The 19199-nt window shown below is 63.2% G+C and carries 19 protein-coding genes; 9 read left to right on the plus strand and 10 right to left on the minus strand.

The genetic code is table 11. The features are described 5' to 3' along the window. Nucleotides 1-337: 337 nt before the first annotated feature. On the minus strand, nt 338-2299 hold the full coding sequence (gene dnaG / locus NKJ23_RS27795) for a DNA primase (protein WP_352683776.1): 1962 nt from the start codon (nt 2297-2299) through the stop codon (nt 338-340). 156 nt (nt 2300-2455) lie between these two features. Then, the gene (locus NKJ23_RS27800; RefSeq protein WP_352450718.1) at nt 2456-2827 is read right to left on the minus strand and encodes an RcnB family protein; all 372 of its coding nucleotides are present in this window, start codon (nt 2825-2827) and stop codon (nt 2456-2458) included. 378 nt (nt 2828-3205) lie between these two features. Here NKJ23_RS27800 and NKJ23_RS27805 point away from each other — a divergent pair, with 378 nt between their 5' ends. From NKJ23_RS27805 to NKJ23_RS27815, 3 genes are all read left to right on the plus strand, one after another. Further along, complete coding sequence (locus NKJ23_RS27805; RefSeq protein WP_352683778.1) at nt 3206-4870, plus strand: Na/Pi cotransporter family protein; 1665 nt, start codon at nt 3206-3208, stop codon at nt 4868-4870. A 132-nt stretch (nt 4871-5002) separates the two neighbouring features. Beyond that, nucleotides 5003-5212, plus strand: a complete 210-nt coding sequence (locus NKJ23_RS27810) for a DUF2061 domain-containing protein (RefSeq protein WP_023678301.1) — start codon at nt 5003-5005, stop codon at nt 5210-5212. A gap of 128 nt (nt 5213-5340) precedes the next feature. After that, nucleotides 5341-6522, plus strand: coding sequence for an MFS transporter (locus NKJ23_RS27815; RefSeq protein WP_352683780.1), 1182 nt, complete (start codon nt 5341-5343; stop codon nt 6520-6522). A 2-nt stretch (nt 6523-6524) separates the two neighbouring features. Here NKJ23_RS27815 and NKJ23_RS27820 read toward each other — a convergent pair whose 3' ends face one another. Continuing rightward, the gene (locus NKJ23_RS27820) at nt 6525-7082 is read right to left on the minus strand and encodes a GNAT family N-acetyltransferase (RefSeq protein ID WP_352683782.1); all 558 of its coding nucleotides are present in this window, start codon (nt 7080-7082) and stop codon (nt 6525-6527) included. Nucleotides 7083-7138: 56 nt separating this feature from the next. Then, nucleotides 7139-7588 (minus strand): GatB/YqeY domain-containing protein, encoded by a 450-nt coding sequence (locus tag NKJ23_RS27825; protein WP_352683784.1) that lies wholly within the window; start codon nt 7586-7588, stop codon nt 7139-7141. Between the two features lie 319 nt (nt 7589-7907). Between NKJ23_RS27825 and carA the strand changes: the two genes are divergently transcribed. Beyond that, the gene (gene carA / locus NKJ23_RS27830; protein WP_352683786.1) at nt 7908-9125 is read left to right on the plus strand and encodes a glutamine-hydrolyzing carbamoyl-phosphate synthase small subunit; all 1218 of its coding nucleotides are present in this window, start codon (nt 7908-7910) and stop codon (nt 9123-9125) included. A 54-nt stretch (nt 9126-9179) separates the two neighbouring features. Here the strand turns inward: carA and NKJ23_RS27835 are convergent, their stop codons facing one another. From NKJ23_RS27835 to mntR, 3 genes are all read right to left on the minus strand, one after another. Next, the gene (locus tag NKJ23_RS27835; RefSeq protein ID WP_352683789.1) at nt 9180-10448 is read right to left on the minus strand and encodes a TCR/Tet family MFS transporter; all 1269 of its coding nucleotides are present in this window, start codon (nt 10446-10448) and stop codon (nt 9180-9182) included. 153 nt (nt 10449-10601) lie between these two features. Continuing rightward, the gene (gene ypfJ, locus NKJ23_RS27840; protein WP_352683791.1) at nt 10602-11519 is read right to left on the minus strand and encodes a KPN_02809 family neutral zinc metallopeptidase; all 918 of its coding nucleotides are present in this window, start codon (nt 11517-11519) and stop codon (nt 10602-10604) included. A 223-nt stretch (nt 11520-11742) separates the two neighbouring features. Continuing rightward, a complete protein-coding gene (gene mntR, locus NKJ23_RS27845; RefSeq protein WP_023678308.1) occupies nt 11743-12198 on the minus strand; it encodes a manganese-binding transcriptional regulator MntR in 456 nt (151 codons plus the stop codon). 235 nt (nt 12199-12433) lie between these two features. On the opposite strand from mntR, the gene NKJ23_RS27850 reads away from it, so the two are divergent. Beyond that, complete coding sequence (locus tag NKJ23_RS27850) at nt 12434-13801, plus strand: Nramp family divalent metal transporter (protein ID WP_352683793.1); 1368 nt, start codon at nt 12434-12436, stop codon at nt 13799-13801. Nucleotides 13802-13955: 154 nt separating this feature from the next. After that, on the plus strand, nt 13956-14609 hold the full coding sequence (locus NKJ23_RS27855; RefSeq protein WP_352683795.1) for a dihydrofolate reductase family protein: 654 nt from the start codon (nt 13956-13958) through the stop codon (nt 14607-14609). A 53-nt stretch (nt 14610-14662) separates the two neighbouring features. On the opposite strand, the gene NKJ23_RS27860 is transcribed toward NKJ23_RS27855, so the two are convergent. Next, on the minus strand, nt 14663-15532 hold the full coding sequence (locus NKJ23_RS27860; protein ID WP_352457530.1) for a LysR family transcriptional regulator: 870 nt from the start codon (nt 15530-15532) through the stop codon (nt 14663-14665). Between the two features lie 92 nt (nt 15533-15624). Between NKJ23_RS27860 and NKJ23_RS27865 the strand changes: the two genes are divergently transcribed. Continuing rightward, nucleotides 15625-16224 carry a LysE family translocator gene (locus tag NKJ23_RS27865; RefSeq protein WP_352683797.1) on the plus strand — a complete coding sequence of 200 codons (600 nt, stop codon included), beginning with the start codon at nt 15625-15627 and terminating at the stop codon, nt 16222-16224. A gap of 18 nt (nt 16225-16242) precedes the next feature. Here the strand turns inward: NKJ23_RS27865 and NKJ23_RS27870 are convergent, their stop codons facing one another. Together NKJ23_RS27870 and NKJ23_RS27875 are read right to left on the minus strand one after the other, a co-directional pair. Then, nucleotides 16243-16413 carry a hypothetical protein gene (locus NKJ23_RS27870; RefSeq protein WP_352683799.1) on the minus strand — a complete coding sequence of 57 codons (171 nt, stop codon included), beginning with the start codon at nt 16411-16413 and terminating at the stop codon, nt 16243-16245. A 147-nt stretch (nt 16414-16560) separates the two neighbouring features. Next, entirely contained in the window at nt 16561-17739 is a 1179-nt protein-coding gene (locus NKJ23_RS27875; protein WP_254820339.1) for an MFS transporter, read from the minus strand. 193 nt (nt 17740-17932) lie between these two features. Here NKJ23_RS27875 and NKJ23_RS27880 point away from each other — a divergent pair, with 193 nt between their 5' ends. Beyond that, a complete protein-coding gene (locus tag NKJ23_RS27880) occupies nt 17933-18286 on the plus strand; it encodes an ArsR/SmtB family transcription factor (RefSeq protein WP_352457526.1) in 354 nt (117 codons plus the stop codon). A 94-nt stretch (nt 18287-18380) separates the two neighbouring features. Continuing rightward, nucleotides 18381-19127, plus strand: coding sequence for a metallophosphoesterase family protein (locus NKJ23_RS27885; RefSeq protein WP_352683801.1), 747 nt, complete (start codon nt 18381-18383; stop codon nt 19125-19127). The last annotated feature ends 72 nt before the right edge of the window (nt 19128-19199 follow it).

The following is a 19199-nucleotide window of genomic DNA, read 5'->3' on the forward strand; positions in this document are numbered from 1 at the left end:
GCGTAAGCTGCCGGTCCGGTCAAATTGGATGCGCTCCTTCCAGAACGCGCTTTACCGGGCCAGTAACTGCATCTCTCGTTAAGTCCAGATTAACCCTGATATCTGTGGCAAGCTGACTGCCTGTCCAGTGATCAGTACCTTACATCGCTGCATTCCCGTCGATGCCGGGGCGGGTTAACGTTTCGAATCGACCTGATTCCGCCATTCTGGCGGAAGGTCAAGCGCCTCTCGCATGATTCGCATGAAAAAAGCGAATCAATTACCCGACTTAGAGCACCGCACGCTTGATTCAACGCGCAAGCACGTCCTTACATTTCAGTCTTCTGGAGGCTTCGATCTAAACGCGCCCAGCTCTGCCCGACGATACGCCAAACCCTTCGATCAGCGCTTCCGTTGCCTGCACATCACGAAATTGCGCCTGGATTTCGACCAGGTGCCGGTAATTTTCGTCCGTGGGATCGCTGGCGAGCGCTGCTTCCGCCTGCTTCAGCTCCTTATGTAAGGTGCGCGCGCTGCGCTGCAAGTGGAGAGCTTGGCTGAACGCATCGCGAGCATCGTCGAGTGCTGCCGTTTCCAGCGCCGGCCATTGCCGCGCACGTTTGATCAGCGCCACCGCGCGCTGCCAGATCTCACCGCAGCCGGCCCGCTCGATCGTCGCGATTACAGCCTCGCGGTTGTTGGCCATATCGTGCGCCATGGCGTCGAGGATGGCCGCATGCAGCCGCTTCAGATCGGAATTGGCGAGATCGAGGAACTCGACATGGGCGAAATTCTCGTCGATCAGCACGGGATGGTTGACGAGGGCCGCAATGATCGTCGCCTCGCGCACCGACATGCCCTCGCCGCCGCGTTTGACCAGCGCCGAGCGGCCGAGGCTTTCGGTGATCGCGGTGCGCCCACCGGCACCGCCGCCACGTGCAAACTGTCCGCCGGGTGCTGAGACCCTGCCCGGGAAGCGCTCACCGGGCCGTCCGTCCTGACGTCGCTGGCGTCCGCGCTGGGCACCGAAGAAGCTCTGCACGCGCTCGCGCATTTCCTGTTGGTAGTGATAGCGAAGGCTCTCGTCGCGGATGCGGCTGGTCAGTTCGCGTAGCGTCTTTTCGAGCTCCGCCCGCCGTTCCGGCGTGTCGAAGATGCCGCCGGCGGTCTCGCGCATCCACAAGAGGTCGGCCAGCGGCCGTGCCTCGGAAAGCACGGCGCGGAACGCATCCGGCCCGTCACCCTTGACCAGATCGTCGGGATCCTTGCCCTCCGGCAGCAGGGCGAAGCGCACGGAGCGGCCTGCCTGGACCGCCGGCAGCGCCATGTCGGCGGCGCGCCACGCTGCCTTCAACCCGGCCTGGTCGCCGTCGAAGCACAGCACCGGCTCGCCAGCCATGCGCCATAGAAGTTCGAGCTGGTTTTCAGTCAACGCGGTGCCGAGCGGCGCCACCACGTTTTCGAAGCCGGCCTGCGCCAGCGCGATCACATCCATGTAGCCTTCGACGGCAATGACGGTGCCGCTCTTGGCCAGCGCCCCCTTTCCCAGCACTTGGCGCGCACGGGCGAAATTGTAGAGCACGTTGCCCTTGTGGAAGAGCTCCGTATCGGGCGAGTTCATATATTTGGCCAGCGCATCCGGCGCCAGTGCCCGCCCGCCGAAGGCGATGATCTTGCCCCTGGAATCCGGGATCGGGAACATGATGCGGTCGCGGAACCAATCGTAGGAAACCGGGACGTCGTCGCCATGGCGCACCAGCCCGCACGCCTCGATGTCGGCCTTGGGGACACCCCTGGCGGCAAGATGCTCCTTCAGCGCATTGCGGCCGTCGGGGGCATAGCCGAGGCGGAAAGACTGCTGCGTCGCCGGTGTCAGCCCTCGGTCGCGCAGATAGGCGCGGGCCTTTGCCCCTTCCGGTCCCTGCAGCCGTTCCTGGAAGAACGCCGTCGCCATCTCCATGACGTCAGTCAGGCTGGCGCGTTCCTTTTCGCGCCGCTCCTCCTGGGCATCGCGAACCGGCATCGGCACGCCGGCCATGTCGGCGATCTTCTCGACCGCTTCAGGAAAGCTCATCCCGTCAAGTTCGGTCAGGAACTTGAAATGGTCGCCCGAAACCGAGCAGCCGAAGCAATGGTAGCGGCCCTTCTTGTCCTCGCAGTGGAAGGACGGGCTCTTCTCGCCATGGAAGGGACAGCACGCCCAATAGTCGCCGCGCGGCGCGTTAGTCTTCTTCCTGTCCCACGCGACGCGCTGGCCGATCACCGAAGAAATCGGCACGCGGTCGCGGATCTCGTCGAGGAAAGCAGGCGGAAAGCGCATGGGGGACAGCTCGTTTGGCCTCCATATAATCACACGGTCGAAGCCCGACGACTCCTAATGGCGATCATACCCGGTTTTCACAGGCCAAAAAGAGAAGGCGGCCCGCGGGCCGCCTTCTCGATCTAAACCGACGCAGCGCGGTCAGCCGTTCCGGGCTCACTGCGCGGCGATGGCGCCGAAGATCAGGCCGGAGAGAACGCTGACCAGCAGATAGTCGTTGCCGACCCGGATCCATTCCTGCCCGGGACCCGGACGGCGCAGGCCATAGTGGCGATAGTCGCGGATCGGCTGGTGACGCTTCCAGCTGGAATATCTCTGGCCGTTGCGCCAATGGCTGCGCTTCACGACGATCTTTTTCTTCACTACGACGCGCTTGTTCACGTCGACATGCCTGCCGGGCCTTTGCCAGTCGACCTGGCTGTAGTTCGACTGCGACGCGTTTGGTGTGTTCAGAGGTGCAGTCTGGCCCTGCCAGGTGGTTGCAGCCAGCATCGAGAAGGCAATGGCGGAAAGAACGATACGTTTCATGGCGGGTACTCCTTGGTTGTCGATGCCTACGGAATAGAGCCGGGAGGATGAACCGAAACTGAACACCGAGATTACGTTTTCGTAATGATTTCCTACATTTAGAACGACTAATTCAGCGTTACCTTTAAAGCGGGCGTCCGAGAATGGACGCATGACCCGCCGCAACTCCGCAGTCTATGCAACCATTTTGTCAGCCATCCATTTCCGACACGCTCCGTCGCGTGCCAACAGGCGTCGGAACCGGGCAAAATTTATTATTCGGCTAAAATAAATCGGAGTAATATCAACCTCTGCAATGTCCACGATTCGCGCCCACTTTTGCACCCTTGACGTCACGGCGCCCGCGTCGCTGGTATCTGTTGGGTTGCGGGGTCGGGCATGAGTGGCTCTGTCGTTTTGCTGCACCTTGCCGGTGCGGTCGCATTGATGCTGTTTGCCACCCGTTTGGTGAAGACCGGCGTCGAGCGCGCCTATGGCGATGTGCTGCGCCACAAACTGCGCGCGACAATGCGCAATCCGTTCATGGCGGTTCTGGCCGGCTGCGGCCTGGCTGTCGCGCTGCAAAGCTCGACCGCCGTCACCTTGCTGGTCGGCTCATTCGCCGGCTCCGGTATTGTCAGCGGCATGTCGGGCCAGCTTGCGGTGCGCGGCGCCGAGATCGGCTCGGCACTGGTGGTCAAGCTGCTCACCTTCGATCTGTCGCTGCTGGTGCCGATCTGCCTGGTCGCCGGCACTGTCATGTTCATGGCCACCGAGCGGCGCGACTGGCGCCAGTTCGGCCGCATCTTGGTCGGCATCGGCCTGCTGCTTCTGTCGCTGGAGATGATCGGCCAGGCGTCGGAGCCACTGCGCCAGAGCACGCTGATGCCGCTCATCGTCGATTACTTCTCCGGCGATCCGGTCACCGCCTATCTTCTGGCGGCGTTGGTCACCTGGCTGTTCCATTCCTCGATCGCCGCGGTGCTGCTGATGGTGACGCTGGCCGGCCGCGGCTTCATCCCGCCCGAACTCGGCATCGTGCTGGTGCTCGGTGTCAATCTCGGCTCTTCGATCATCGCGCCGCTTCTAACCCGCAACGCAGAACCCGGCGTTCGTATCGTGCCGATCGGCAATCTCCTGATGCGCGGCATGGGTTCGCTGATCATGCTGATCCTGTTCCTGACGTTCAAGCCGCCGGTCGCCTTCTTGGGCAGCGCGGTGCCCGAGCAGATCGTCAATGCCCACATTGTCTTCAACATCCTGATCCTGATCGCCGGCCTACCGCTGGCGAGCCTGGTCTATCGCGCCTCGGAAAGGATCGTGGCGTTGGGCACCAAGCCCCAGGCCGCCAACGCGCTCGACGTCGTCGAGCTTTCCGCGCTCAACGAAAGTGCGCTCGACGTGCCGAGCCAGGCATTGGCCAACGCCACCCGCGAGGTGGTGCGGGTCTGCGAAACGGTCGAGATCATGCTGAAACGGATCATCGAGCTCTATGAGAGCGCCGATGCCGAAAAGATTGGCGCGCTGGCCGCACTCGACGACCGTGTTGACAGGAAGCACGCTGCAATCAAGCTCTATCTGGCCAGGGTCACCAAGAACCCGTTGAGCGAGGACGAGGCGCTGCGTTGCCAGGAGTTGATCGGCGCCTGCGTCAAGCTGGAGCAGGTCGGTGACATCATCGTGCGCAACATGTTGGTCCACGTGAAGAAGAAATTCGAGCGCGGGCTGGAGTTCACGCCGGAAGGATGGCGTGAGCTTTGCGCCTTCCATGGCTTGGTGCTTGCCAATGCCAGGCTTGCCTTCAACGTGCTGGTATCCCGCGATCCGGAGACCGCTCGCCAGTTGGTGCTGGAAAAGGACCGGCTGCGCGACCGCGAGAAGGAGACCAGCCAGAGCCATTTCGTACGGCTGCGCGACGGCACCCCCAAGAGCGTCGAGACCAGTTCGATCCATCTCGACACCATTCGCGACCTCAAGCAGATCAACTCTCTGCTCGCCTCGATGGCCTATCCCGTACTTGAAGAGCGCGGCCTGCTCACCGGTTCGCGGCTGAAGGCCGGATAGATTGCATCCACAGGCCGGGTAGCTTCAGAACATCGCCTAGAAAATTGCTGTTGGCCAATGCGCAGAAAATTATCTTTGCGCCACCTCCTGTCTGTCGGCTAAAGATCGCCGCATCTACCGGAAGGAAAGTCGATGGACACCCATTCCCGCAGCTTCGCCAAAGCGCTTTCCTGGCGCGTCACCGGCACCATCGACACGATGATCATTTCGCTCGTCGTGACCGGAAGCATCAAGCTCGCCGCGGCCATCGGCCTGACCGAGGTCGTCACCAAGTCGCTGCTCTACTATCTTCACGAGCGAGCGTGGCTGAAAATTCCTTATGGAAGGAAGGCAGCCGCCTAGCTCTTGCCTCCGCGGCGGGCGCCTGACCGGCGATCAAGAAAAGCTAAAGCGGCGTCGACAATTTCTGGATTGCCCGCTGCCCTCATCCGTGGTTTGAGGCGACCTTATCCGAGGATCGCCTTTCCGCCATGCTCCCCCTCATTGCCCTGTTCATTGCCGCCTTCGCCTTCGGCACCACCGAATTCGTCATCGCCGGCGTGCTGCCGCAGGTGGCGGAGGGCCTTGGCGTCGCGATCCCGACCGCCGGCTATCTCGTTTCCGGCTATGCCGGCGGCATTGCAGTCGGCGGCCCGCTGCTGGCGCTCGCCACCAAAAGGTTCTCCCGCAAGGCCCTGCTGCTTGGACTGACTGCAGCCTTCACCATCGGCCAGGCCGCCTGCGCGCTGGCGCCCGACTTCGCCTCGATGCTGCTGGTGCGGATAGCGGTGGCCGTGGCGCATGGCGCCTATTTCGGCGTTGCCATGGTTGTGGCCGTCGGCCTCGTGCGCGAAGACCAGCGCGGCATGGCGGTGGCGCTGATCCTGTCCGGCCTCACCGTGTCGAACGTAATCGGCGTTCCGGCCGGCACGGCAATCGGCAACATCTGGGGATGGCGTGCGACATTCTGGGTGATGTGCGCGCTCGGTGTGGTGGCCTTCACGGCAATCGGCGCCCTGCTGCCGCGCAAGACGGGATCGTCGAGCCCGTCGGCGAGCCTTGGAAGCGAGGTCCGCGTGCTCGCACGCCAGCAGGTCTGGACCTCGCTCATTATTATGCTGATGCTGATGATCGGCCAGTTCGGCCTGTTCACCTACATCACGCCGACGCTGCTTGAGGTCACAGGCCTCGACGAGAAATGGATACCTTGGGTGCTCTTGCTCAATGGGGTCGGCGCAACGATCGGCGTCTTCGCCGGCGGGCGGCTCGCCGACTGGAAGCTGATGCCGTCGCTCATCGCCATGCTTTTCCTACAGGCGGCAATGCTCGCCTTGATCTACGCTGTCAGCCCTTACCCGCTGCCGATGGTGATAGCGATCTTCGTCTGGGGCGGCCTCAACTTTGCCATCGGCACGCCGATCCAGACCCGCATCCTGACCTGGACCGCGGACGCCTCCAACCTTGCCTCGTCGCTCATCCCGTCGGGCTTCAATGTCGGCATCGCGCTCGCCGCATCGCTCGGCGCGGCGATGCTCAATGCCGGCTATGGCTATCGCAGCCTGCCGGTGGTTGGCGCGATCGCCATGCTGGTCGCGGTCGCGGTTGCGCTTGCCTCGCATGTCTGGGAATGGCGAAGCCGGGCTGCGCCGCCGCTGCCGGCTGCCGCCGAATAGGGCTACAGATCGATCCGGTAGCGCAGGCTTTCCGCGCCGCCATAGGCGGCGTCCTCGAAGAAACGCCCGACGAGCAGGCCGCCATTGGCCAGAACGACCTTCTGCGAGGGCACATTGTGAGGCTTGCAGGTGATTTCGACGAAGGGCAGGCCAACCGCCCTCGCCTCCACCAGCATCAGCCGCAGCGCCTCGGTCGCATAGCCGCGTCCCCGTTTCCACGGCACTACCGCATAGCCGATGTGGCCGAGCACATGCGACGGCAGCGCCGCGGTGCCGTGCTGCCAGCGCAGGCCGATTGAGCCTGCGACTTCCCCGTCCCAGATCCAGCGCCGGAATCCGGGCAGCCGCGGCACCGTCGAACCGTCGGGCAAGGTGATCGGCGGTCCCTTGCCATCGGAATCGTCGAGATCGCCAAGGAAAGTCGCTGGATCCTTTTCGATAGCCGCAAGCTGCTCGCGCGTCGCGTCGAGCAGCCGCACATTGTCCGGCGACCAGCCGCGCTCGAGGGCCGCCTTGTAGGACGGCAGGTGTTCAAGCGCCGGTTTGACGAGTTCGATCACGGGCGCGAGCTTTTGGCTGTCGGATTGCGGGCGCGACGGCAAGGGCCTTCGGCAGCTTACTGAAGCAGGCTCTTGACGATGCCGCTCGCCTTAGAAAAATTCATCTGACCGGCGTATTTCTCCTTGAGCGCCGCCATCACCTTGCCAATATCCTTGACGCCGCTAGCGCCGGTCTCGGCGATGGCGGAACGGACGGCGCTTTCCGTCTCGGCCTGACCCAGTTGCGTCGGCAGGAAGTCGCGGATGATGGCCATCTCGTCGCGCTCCTGCGCTGCAAGCTCCGGCCGCTTGCCCTCATCGAACGCCTTGGCCGATTCTTCGCGCTGCTTCACCATCTTGGCCAGGATCTGCAGGATTTCGTCGTCGCTGGCCGGCTCCTTGCCGGCGCCGCGATTGGCGATGTCGCGATCATGAATGGCCGCCTGGATCAGCCGCAATGTCGGCAGCCGGCGCTTGTCCTGCGCCTTCATCGCACTCTTCAGGGATTCGGCGATTTTGCCTCGCATGGTGCTTTCTCCTTCGAATGCCGCGGACAATAGTCGTGCCGATAGCTCAAGGCAAATTCGATAGCGTCCGGCAAACCGCTGATATTGTTCGACGAAATAAATCCAGGCACGCACGGAACGGCATCATTGACCGCCTTGGCGCCTTCCCCTATGTACTGGGCCTTGCATGAATTGAATTCTAGTGCACGTCGCCCAAAAATGCGTAGCGGTTTTGGGCAACGACAGGCACAAGTGAAAACTTAGCGCGCCGAGGCTGTGAGATCGCCGCTTCGCGCCTTTTGTTGCGCCGACTGAGGGCGCAACCTTTAGGAGTGCCGCCATGGCAACGATGACAGCCGCGTCGACCCCCCCTTGGGCCAGCGAGAGGCCGACAGCCCTGCTGGTGCTGGCCGACGGCACTGTCATAGAGGGCCGCGGTCTGGGCGCCACCGGCTCCGCCGTCGCCGAGGTCTGCTTCAACACCGCGCTGACCGGCTACCAGGAGATACTCACCGACCCATCCTATGCCGGCCAGATCGTCACTTTCACCTTTCCGCATATCGGCAATATCGGCACCAATGACGAAGACATCGAGGACCTCAGCCCGCTGGCCCGCGCCGGAGCCGTCGGCGCCGTGTTCAAGGCCGATGTCACCAACCCGTCGAATTACCGGGCCGGAACCGGTCTCGACCAGTGGCTGAAGAAGCGCGGCATCGTCGCACTTTCAGGCATCGACACGCGGGCGCTGACCGCGCTGATCCGCGAAAAGGGCATGCCCAATGCCGTCATCGCGCACGCGCCCGACGGTATCTTCGACGTCGATGACCTCAAGCGCCGCGCCGCCGCATGGTCAGGGCTTATCGGGCTTGATCTCGCCAAGGAGGTGACCTCCGGCCAGTCATCGGTCTGGCGCGAGACGCCCTGGGTCTGGAACGAGGGCTTTGGCGAACAGGCTGATCCGTCGATGCACGTCGTTGCCGTCGACTACGGCGTCAAGCGCAACATATTGCGCCTGCTGGCCGGCCTCGGCGCCAAGGTCACTGTGGTGCCGGCAAAAACCGGCGCCGAGGAGATCCTGGCGATGCGGCCCGACGGCATTTTTCTATCCAACGGCCCTGGCGATCCGGAAGCCACCGGCGACTACGCCGTTCCGGTCATCCAGGATCTGTTGAAGACCGAAATCCCGCTTTTCGGCATCTGCCTCGGCCACCAGATGCTGGCGCTGGCGCTGGGCGGCAAGACCGCAAAAATGCATCAGGGCCACCACGGCGCCAATCATCCCGTCAAGGACCACACCACCGGCAAGGTCGAGATCGTCTCGATGAACCATGGCTTTGCCGTCGACGCCGACTCATTGCCGAGCGGCGTCGAGGAAACGCATGTCTCGCTGTTCGACGGTTCGAATTGCGGCATTGCGCTCACCGGCAGGCCGGTCTTCTCGGTCCAGCATCATCCCGAAGCCTCGCCCGGCCCGCAGGATTCGCACTATCTGTTTCGCCGCTTCGTCAATCTCATCCGCGAAAAGCGCGGCGAGCCGGCACTGGCCGAGCGTGTTTAGCGCATGCGCAAAAACGGATTTGATTGACGGCGCCGGCCGGGCTCCCGGCGCCGATCAAGCCCCGTCCGTCACCGCTTCCTGCGCGTGCATGCGTTTGACTTCCTTCGGCGTCGGCTTGGCCACCCTGGTGACGAAGACGACGAGCGCCAGCGTGAGGAAAATCGCGCCGAGCAGATACGGGGCACCGCCGAAAGCTACGGGCGCGCTCGGCCCCGTGAACCAGGAAAAGATCGCCGTATAAAGCAGCGGTGTGATGATCGAGGTGATCGAGAAGATCGAGGTCATTGCGCCCTGGAGTTCGCCCTGGGCGGAAGGTGGCACCTTGGCGGCCGCAAGGCTTCTGAGCGGCGGGTCGGCCAACGCCTCGAGACATCCGACGACGATCACTGCATAGATCATCCAGCCTTGTGACGCGAAGGCGTAGCCGAAGGCGCTGAGTGCGGTAAATGCCAGACCGATTACCGCCGTCTTCCACTCGCCAAGCTTAGGGATCACGCGCGGCAGGACTGTCGCCATGACGATCGCCCCGCACAGGCCGAAGGCGCCGAGCGAGAAGCCGATCTGTTGTTCGCTCCAGCCATAGCGATAACTGGAGACGAACGACCAGACCGCAGGATACATCATGTGCCCCAGCGTCATCAGAAAGAAGACAAGTCCGATCCAGCCGATACCTTCGTAGTTGCGCATCTGGACGAGCGTGCCGACCGGGTTCGCGCGTTTCCACTCGAAGCGGCGACGGTGCTTGTTATCAAGTGTTTCCGGCAACAGAAACAGCGCGATCAGAAAGTTTGTGAAAGCAAGCCCGGCAGCGAAATAGAACGGCACACGCGGCCCGAACGTGCCGAGCAACCCGCCCAGAACCGGCCCTATGACGAAGCCGACGCCGAAAGCAATGCCGAGCAGCCCGAAATTCTTCGCACGATTTTCGTCGGTCGAGATGTCGGCAATGAACGCCGATGTCGTGGAATAACTGGCGCCGGAAATGCCGGCCAGCACGCGGCCGATGAACAGCATCGGATAGGACCAGGCGATAGCGCAGATCAGATTGTCGATAGCGAACGTCAGCACCGAGGCGAGCAGAATTGGCCGCCGCCCGAACCGGTCGCTCAACCCGCCCATCACTGGTGCGAAAACGAACTGCATCGCCGCATAGACGAAGAACAGCCAGCCGCCCTCGATAGCCGCCTCACTGATGCCGACGCCGGTCAATTCCCTGAGATAGGCCGGCAGCACCGGCATGATGATGCCGAAGCCGATGATGTCGAGCAGCAGGGTGGTGAAAACAAGCGCAAGGCCCCGCCTGGCGGTTTTGGGGTCTATCATGATGGTATATCTCCTCGGGCCGCCCGAGCGAACGGGAACACACCTTATAGGCGAGCACATCGCTGGGAACAATGAGGGAACGGGCCGAGTGCTTTCATCCTGACATCCCCTGACTGCGATCCAGTCTCTCGGATTAGCGAGAAAACCGGCGGTTCAGATCGGGTTGTTGAACGTGTCGCAGTCCGAAAGCTTGCCGTTCTGGAAGCCGCGCGCCAGCCAGGTCTGCCGCTGCTGCGACGTTCCGTGGTTGAAGCTTTCCGGCACGACGTAGCCCTGCATCTTCTTCTGCAGCGTGTCGTCGCCGATCTGCTTGGCGGCGTTCAGTGCCTCCGCCATGTCGCCCTGCTCCAAAATGCCCTTCTGGCCGGTGAAATGTGCCCAAATGCCGGCAAAGCAGTCGGCCTGGAGCTCGACCTGCACCGACATGTGGTTGGCGTCCGCTTCGCCCATGCTCTGCCGCATCTGGTTGAATTTGGGCAGGATGCCGACCAGGTTCTGCACGTGATGGCCGACCTCATGCGCAATCACATAGGCCTGTGCGAAATCGCCTGAGGCACCGAACTGCTGATCGAGTTGCTGGAAGAAGGTGGTGTCGAGATAGACCTTGCGATCGTTGGGACAGTAGAATGGTCCGGCCGCTGACGAGGCAGAACCGCAGGCGGAGCGAATCTGGCCGCTGAACAGGACCAGTTTTGGATCTTGATAGGTCAGGCCCTCGGACTGGAAAATACCAGTCCAGGTATCCTCGGTCTCGGCCAGCACGGTCGACACGAACTGCTTCATCTCGTCGGATGCCGGCGCACCGGTGCCGCCGTCTTGCTCGCCGCTATTGTCGGTGATCTGGCCGCCGCCGGGCTGCAAGCCGCTGTTATCGAGGATCTGACTCGGGTCGAAGCCGAAATACCACCCTGCCAGGAAAATCAACCCTACGATGATAATGCCTGACATGCCGCCGCCGCCGGCGCGACCGCCGATCGGGATGCGAAACTGCCCCGGCCCGCCGCCAAGCCCGCCGCTCTGGCCGCGCTCGTCCTCGACATTGTCACTCTGACGACGGCCCTTCCAGAGCATGGCAACCCCCGTGATGCAATTTTCCGGCCGATCGGGCCGTGTCCCGGTTCGATCGGACACGACAACAATTATCTCAACGGTTACGCCAAGTCACAGTATTTTTCGTGCGAACAAGCAATGCTTGCTGACGCTTGCCTGCTCTGGCCGAGACATCGCAAGGTCTGTGCCGTTCACCCTGCTCGTGGGAAACGAGTCGCGCGAAGAGATACGCTGGCCGTGCTTTTCAGCGGGCGGCGATTATTGCCTTGCGAAAGGCTTCGAGCGTCTCGGCGCTGACATGATGCTCGATGCCTTCGGCGTCGATGCGCGCCGTCTCGGCACTGACGCCGAGCGAGCGCAGGAAGGCCTCGACCGTCTGGTGGCGAATGCGGCTCTCTTCCGCAACCTTGCGGCCGGCATCGGTCAGGAACACGCCGCGATAAGGCTTCCGGGAGACCAGCCCGTCGGCGCACAGCCGCGTCAGCATTTTCGCCACCGTCGGCTGAGCGACGCCGAGCCGTGCCGCGATATCGACCTGGCGCGCCTCGTTGCCATCCTCGATCAGGTCGGCGATGAGCTCGACATAATCCTCGACCAGCGCGCTGCGGCGCGCTTCACGCGTCTGCCTGAAGCCTTCCGAGTGGATTTCTGCGTCAGGCAGCGGCTTTTCGCGAGGAACCGGTCTTTTCTTCAGCGCCAATACGCGCTCCTCCCGGCAGTTTGAATCGACATTGCGGTCATAACACGGAACCCTATTGGTTCTGGCCGTTTATTTCCATTCGGTGGCCGGCGCAACCGGCGTTCACTGCCGTTCCGGCCGCACGGCCAAGCGGCCACAAGAAAAGCTCAGACAATGAAATATAGCATATTGCATAATGTTCAGCCGTGGCATAGATAAGGAGACAACATCGATCGTCCCAGTGGAAAGCCATTTCATGTCGGAAGCCGAAGCCACCTCAGCCCCCCGGTCCATGTGGCGATTTGCCCGCCCGGAGGACGACGAGCAGCCCAGCCTTCGCGAAGTCAACGCAACGATCACGGTGCCGCACTCGGGGATCTGGCTTCGCCGGCTGTTCGCCTTCATGGGGCCGGGCTACATGGTTTCGGTCGGCTATATGGATCCGGGCAATTGGGCGACCGACCTCGCCGGCGGGGCCCAATTCGGCTACACGCTGCTTTTCATCATCATGTTGTCGAACCTGATGGCGATCCTGCTGCAGGCACTCGCCGCCCGGCTCGGCATCGCCACCGGCCGCGACCTTGCGCAGGCGTGCCGCGCCTATTATCCGCGACCGGTCAATTTCATGCTTTGGGTCGCTTGCGAATTGGCCATCATCGCCTGCGACCTGGCCGAGGTCATTGGCACGGCGATCGCCTTGCAACTGCTGTTCGGGATTCCGCTGATCGGCGGCGCCATTATCACCGCGCTCGATGCCTTCCTGCTGCTGCTGCTGATGAACAAGGGCTTCCGTTTCCTCGAGGCCTTCATCATAGCGCTTTTGATTATCATCTTCGGCTGCTTCGCCATTCAGATCTTTGCCGCCGCCCCGCCGGTCGGCTCCATCCTGCACGCGATGTTCGTGCCGTCGTCCGAGATCGTCACCAATCCGGCCATGCTCTACATCGCCATCGGCATCATCGGCGCCACGGTGATGCCGCACAATCTCTATCTGCACTCCTCGATCGTGCAGACCCGGGCCTACGAGCGCACCGATCGCGGCAAGCGCGATGCCATCAAATGGGCGACGACCGACTCGACCATCGCGCTGATACTGGCGTTGTTCGTCAATGCTTCCATCCTGATCGTGTCGGCGGTGGCGTTCCACGGCACCGGTCATCATGACGTTGCCGAGATCGGCCAGGCCTTCGAGCTTCTGTCGCCGCTGCTTGGCCTCGGCATCGCTTCCATCCTGTTTGCCGTAGCGCTGCTCGCCTCCGGCCTGAACTCGACGGTGACGGCGACGCTCGCCGGCCAGATCGTAATGGAAGGGTTCTTGCGGCTGCGCATCCCGCAATGGGCGCGCCGCCTGCTGACGCGCGGCATCGCCATCATTCCGGTGGTGGTGGTCACCGCGCTCTATGGCGAGAAGGGAACCGGCCAGTTGCTGGTCTTCAGCCAGGTAATCCTGTCGATGCAGCTCCCCTTCGCTGTCGTACCGCTGGTGCAGTTCGTCTCGGACAAGCGCAAGATGGGCAATTTCGCCATTTCCCGCGCTGTTGCCGTGCTGGCCTGGGTGGTCGCCGGGCTCATCCTGGTGCTCAACTTTAAGCTGCTCTACGATACGGTCGTCGGTCTGGGCTGAGCGTTTCTCTTCTCCAAGCCGACGCAACCATGTCGGCAGTCATCCGCCCTTCCAACCCTGGAAATTTGCCGGCCGCTGTCGGATAAATGTCCGTTCGCCCGTCCTTGGCTCGAACTCCGGCCATGACGGCACGGATCAGGGAAAGGGAGCTCCAATGAGGAAGATCATCGCCGCAACATTCGTCAGCCTCGACGGCGTCATGCAAGCGCCCGGCGGCCCGCAAGAGGACCCTGTCGGCGGCTTCAAATTCGGCGGCTGGACGTTTCACTACTGGGACGATGTGATGGGCGCCGCGATGGGCGAGACGTTTTCAAAACCGTTCGCGCTGCTTCTCGGCCGCAAGACTTACGACATCTTCGCCGCCCACTGGCCTTATCAGAAGAATGATCCGATCGCCGAGAGCTTCAACGCCGTCACCAAATATGTGGCGACGCACAGGCCGGATTCGCTGTCCTGGCAAAACAGCCAGCCGCTCGGCAGCGATGTCGTGGCGACGTTGCGCCGGATGAAGCAGGAGGACGGCCCCGACCTGCTCATTCAGGGATCGAGCGAGCTGATCCAGACCTTGCTCGCCAATGACCTGATCGACGAGATCAGCCTGCTGATCTTCCCGCTGGTGCTGGGCAAGGGCAAAAAACTGTTCGGCAGCGGCACGATACCTGCCGCCTTCAAGCTGACCCGTTCGCAGGCATCGACCACCGGCGTCCTCATGGCGAGCTATGAACGCTCCGGCGAGATCAAGACCGGGTCATTTGCCACGGAGCAGCCGTCCGAAGCCGAGATCGAGCGGCGCAAGAACTGGAAGTAGATGCCGCGGGGCGATCAAGGACGGCTGAACACTGGCCGTCCTTATTGCTGTTTTTAAGCCGCCTCTCGTCGCCCTGCCAACCCATCGCGGAGGTGGCCCGCGAATGCCAGTGCAGCCGGCGCGACGTCGTGCTTCGGCAAATGCAGATTGATCGAAAAATTCGGCAATGACGGCAGCTCCGGATCGTTGGCCAAAATGTCGAGGTCGACAGGCACGGTCGACGCCAACCAGGTGGTGACGGCCAAGTCCGAACGCACCGTCGCCGTCGTCGCGTCGATGCTGCCGTTTTCGAATACGGTGCGCCATTCCAGCCCATGCTCGTTAAGCGCCTCCAGCACCACCGGGCGGAACGCACAGGTCTCGGCGACCATCGAAACCGGCAAGGGCCGCTTGCCGCGGGCGGCGCCGCCTTTGGCGCCGACCCAGACCAGCCGATCAACAACAAGGCATTCACCGGCCGACCGACCGATCGGCTCCTCGATCACCGCGAGCTCTATCGTGCCGGTCGCCAAGGCTGCGGCCAACTCTGGCGACGAAGCACAGACAAGCGAGATCTCGACCTGCGGATAGGCTTCGGCATAGGCCTTCAGCACCGGCGCAAGCAAGGTGCCGACAAGGTCGTACGGCACGCCGAGCCGCACCTGACCGGCAACCGCATCGCCCGCCATCTCCGCCAGGATCTCGTCATTGAGGGAAAGCAGGCGCTTGCCCTTGCCGAACAATCGCTCGCCGGAGCGGGTCAATCGCAATCCGCGCCGATCGCGATCGAACAGGCTGCAGCCGAGAACCTCTTCCAAACGCTTGATCTGCTGGCTGACGGCACCTTGCGTCAAATGCAGCGCGTTGGCCGCCGCCGTCATGCTGGCCTTGTCGGCAACGGTGACGAAGGTTCGGATCAGGGCAGTGTCGAGGTTGCGGAGCATCCGGCTATTATATTTGCTAATGCATGTCATAGCAAACATTGCATTTACTGATGAGCCGAACAGCCTACCGTGCAGGCTTCAAAGGAAGCAGCATGTTTGAAACCGTCCTTCCCCTCGTCCTGTTCGCGCTGGTCTCAACCTCAACGCCCGGCATGGCCACGACCTTATCGACGGCGTCCGGCGCGCAGTTCGGCTTTCGCCGCTCTATCCCGCTGATGGCCGGGAGTGCGGCCGGCCTGGCCACGGTGGCTGCGGCAGGTGCTGCCGGGCTCGCAGGTCTGCTGGCCGCCGCTCCTTCGCTGCAACTGGCAATGAAAATGGCCGGTACCCTCTATCTGACGTGGCTTGCCCTCAAGATCGGCCGCAGCGGTCCGCCCAATCTGGACGTGGCCATGGCAAAGCCGAACAGCTTTTTGGGCGGCGCCGGCCTGCAATGGATGAACCCAAAGGGCTGGGCCATGGGGCTGGGAGCGGCGGCATCCTTTGCCGCGCTCGCCAACGGGCCGCTGCAGCTCGCCATACTGCTCGGCACGGTCTTCGGTCTTGCAGCGGCCCTATCGCTGGCGGCGTGGTGCGTGGCGGGCACGCTGCTCGCCCGGTTGCTGCGAACCGAGCGGCAGTGGCGCATGCTCAACGCCGTGCTTGGCCTGCTGCTGGCCGCCTCGATCATTCCGATGTGGTGGACAGCGTAAGGTCAGTCTTTAGCCATGTCAGGCAGCGTAACGCGCCGCCGGCTTGCCGGCCAGCAGGCTGCCGAAGAAACCTTGCCGCGCACCAAGATAGGTTTCCAACCCAGCCGGATCGGAGAGCCCGGGCGCGGTGACGGTTTCGCCCTTGGCCAGGCCGACAAGCGCTGCATCGACCAGATCGTCGGCAGTCATAGCGATTTCTTGCGGAACGTCGGCGAGGTTGCTTCCGGCAACTTCCCAGAATTCGGCACTGGACGAAATCGCCGCGCTGGATTTTGACGCACCGCCCGCCGCGACGTGAATTATCGGCGGCCGGCAGCCAAGCTTTGCTAACAAGCCTTATTCGGCCGGCATCGCCACCGGACGAGCCGCCAGATGGCCCGCCAGCACCACGCCCAGACCAATGATCGGGAATGCCGCCGCGACCACGCCGAGGTCGGCCGGTGCGCCATAGCGCAGCACCGCGGCGCCGACCACGGCACCCAGTGCCACGCCGAGATAGAGCGCCGAAGCGTTCAGCGACAGCACGATTGGCGCGGCATCGGGCGCCAGCTTGATGATGCGGCTGGCCTGCGCCGGCGGGAATGCCCAGCCGACGATGCCCCACGGCACCATCATGGCCATGAGCGCCGGCCCGGCGATCTCGCGCGGCAGGAACATCGGGATCAGCGAAAACGTGACCAGCATCGCGGCACTCAGCGCCAGCGACCAGCAGACGGTGCGCGTCGCGCCGAAACGGTCGGCGGCCTGACCGCCGCCGATATTGCCGATGACCGCGCCAACGCCGAAAGCGAGCAGCATTCCGGGAAGCGCGATCGGGTTCAGTCCGCCGCCTTCGATCGCGAGCGGCGCGACAAAGGCAAAGACGGTGAAGGCGCCGATCAGGGCCAGGATGGTCGTCACCAGGATAGGCATGACGCCGGGGCGAAGTGCCGCTGCCAGCCGCATCCGGAGCGGCAGCCTGGTGCCGACGATGCCGCGCGGCAGCCGGTACCACAGGATCGCGCCGGCGAGCGCACCAAGGCCGGCGATGGCAAAGAAGGTGCCGCGCCAGCCGGCAACCGTCGCAACGAGCGCGCCGAGCGGTGCTCCGACCGCGACCGCAACCGTAGTGCCGCCGACGACCACGGCAATGGCGCGGGCGCGGTGATGATCGTCGACAAGCGCAACGGCCGTTCCCTGTGCGGTCGCCGCAAACAAGCCTGACGACAGCGCCATGACGATGCGCGCGATCAACAGCAATTCGAAGGAGGAGCTTAGCGCCGCGGCGACGTTGCCCAACACGAAGAACACCAGCGTCCACAGGATGACGCGGCGCCGGTCCCATTCGCCGGTCAGCGTTGCCAGGATCGGCGTGCCGATCGCATAGGCGAGCGCAAACGCGGTGATCAGCGTGCCGGCGAGCGGAACGGAGATGGCGGCATCCTTTGCAATGTCGGGCAAAAGGCTGGAGATGACGAAACCTTCGGTCGAAATCGTGAACGATCCGAGCGCAAGCCAGATGAGGCGCTTATCCATGGCAATTTCCTTAGTTCAAAGGTTGTTGAACAATTGGACATAACAGGGCATGATGTCAATAAAGCCGCTGCAAAATAGCCGAACCATCCTGACAGCCCGGTGTCAGGACGGGGCGACGGAACGAAACTATGTGTCCATTAGCCACGAGAGGAGATGCGTTGAAATCGGCGCCGAATATGCTTAATTCCTGGGCATGACCTTGCCCCATCCCACCGCCGACCAGATCAGCCTGCCGAACGTGCTTGCCGTGCTCGGCGACCCGACGCGACTGGCCATCGTGCGCTATCTCGCCAGCAAAGAGGGCGTCCCGCTGAATTGCAGCCGGTTCCTCGATCTCTGCTCGAAGACCAATCTGAGCTACCATTTGGCCAAGCTGCGTGAGGCCGGCGTCACCCGCACCGAGGCGGTTGGAACCAGCCGGCTGATCACGCTGCGCCGTGACGATCTCGACCGCCGCTTCCCGGGCCTGCTCGACAGTGTTATTGCCGCGGCCGGCGACGCATCGTTGCCGGCGGTCGGCGGCCACGAGATCGAAGTCCGCGCCTGAACGACCCGAAGCTGGGTTCCGCTCTCGCCCGCCTCGCGAGGCGAGCAAAGTAGCTTCACCCGCCCTCCAGCCATTCCAATTAACGGAGCCTGCCATGCGCATTGCCGTCCTCGCCGACATCCACGGCAACGTCCTGGCGCTCGACGCCGTGCTCAATGATCTGCGGCAGCGCGGCGGCGCCGACCTCATCGTCAATCTCGGCGATTGCGTTTCCGGCCCGCTCTGGCCGCGCGAGACCATGGAGCGGCTCGAGACGCTCGACCTGCCGACGGTGCGCGGCAACCACGACCGCCGCGTTGCCCGCGACACCGCCGACGAGACCATGTGGCCGTCCGACCGCTACGCGCAGGAACGGCTGACCGCAGGCCAACGCGAGGCGCTATTTGCGCTGCCCGTCACGCTGGAGGTGGCGCCCGGCATACTCGCCTTCCACGCCCGGCCCGACCACGACGAAAAATACCTGACTGACGCGATCGTCGACGGCCGGCTGGTGCGCGCGCCGCTGGTCGCAATCGAGCGGCGCCTCGGAGCGATCGATCCCGCCTGCCGCATCATGCTTTGCGGCCACAGCCATCGCAGCGAGCTGGTCCGCATTCCCGGCGGTCCGGTCATCTTCAACCCGGGCAGCATCGGCTGCCCCGCCTATGACGATTCAACCCCGCCGGCGCATGTCTCCGAGCAGGGCTCGCCGCACGCCCGCTATGGCATCGTCGACTTGCATCCCGATCGTTTCGAAGCCATCGCCGTCGATTATGACCACGAGGCGGCGGCGTATCAGGCCGAGCAGGCGGGACGGCCCGAATGGGCTCACGCGCTGCGCACCGGCTTTATGTCGGGCTGAGCTTGCTCATCCCAGGTTGAGCTTGCTCATCCCAGGCTGAGCTTGCTCATGCCTAGCTGAACGGATGACCGC

It is taken from the genome of Mesorhizobium sp. M0184 (assembly GCF_040322215.1).
Lineage (GTDB): Bacteria > Pseudomonadota > Alphaproteobacteria > Rhizobiales > Rhizobiaceae > Mesorhizobium.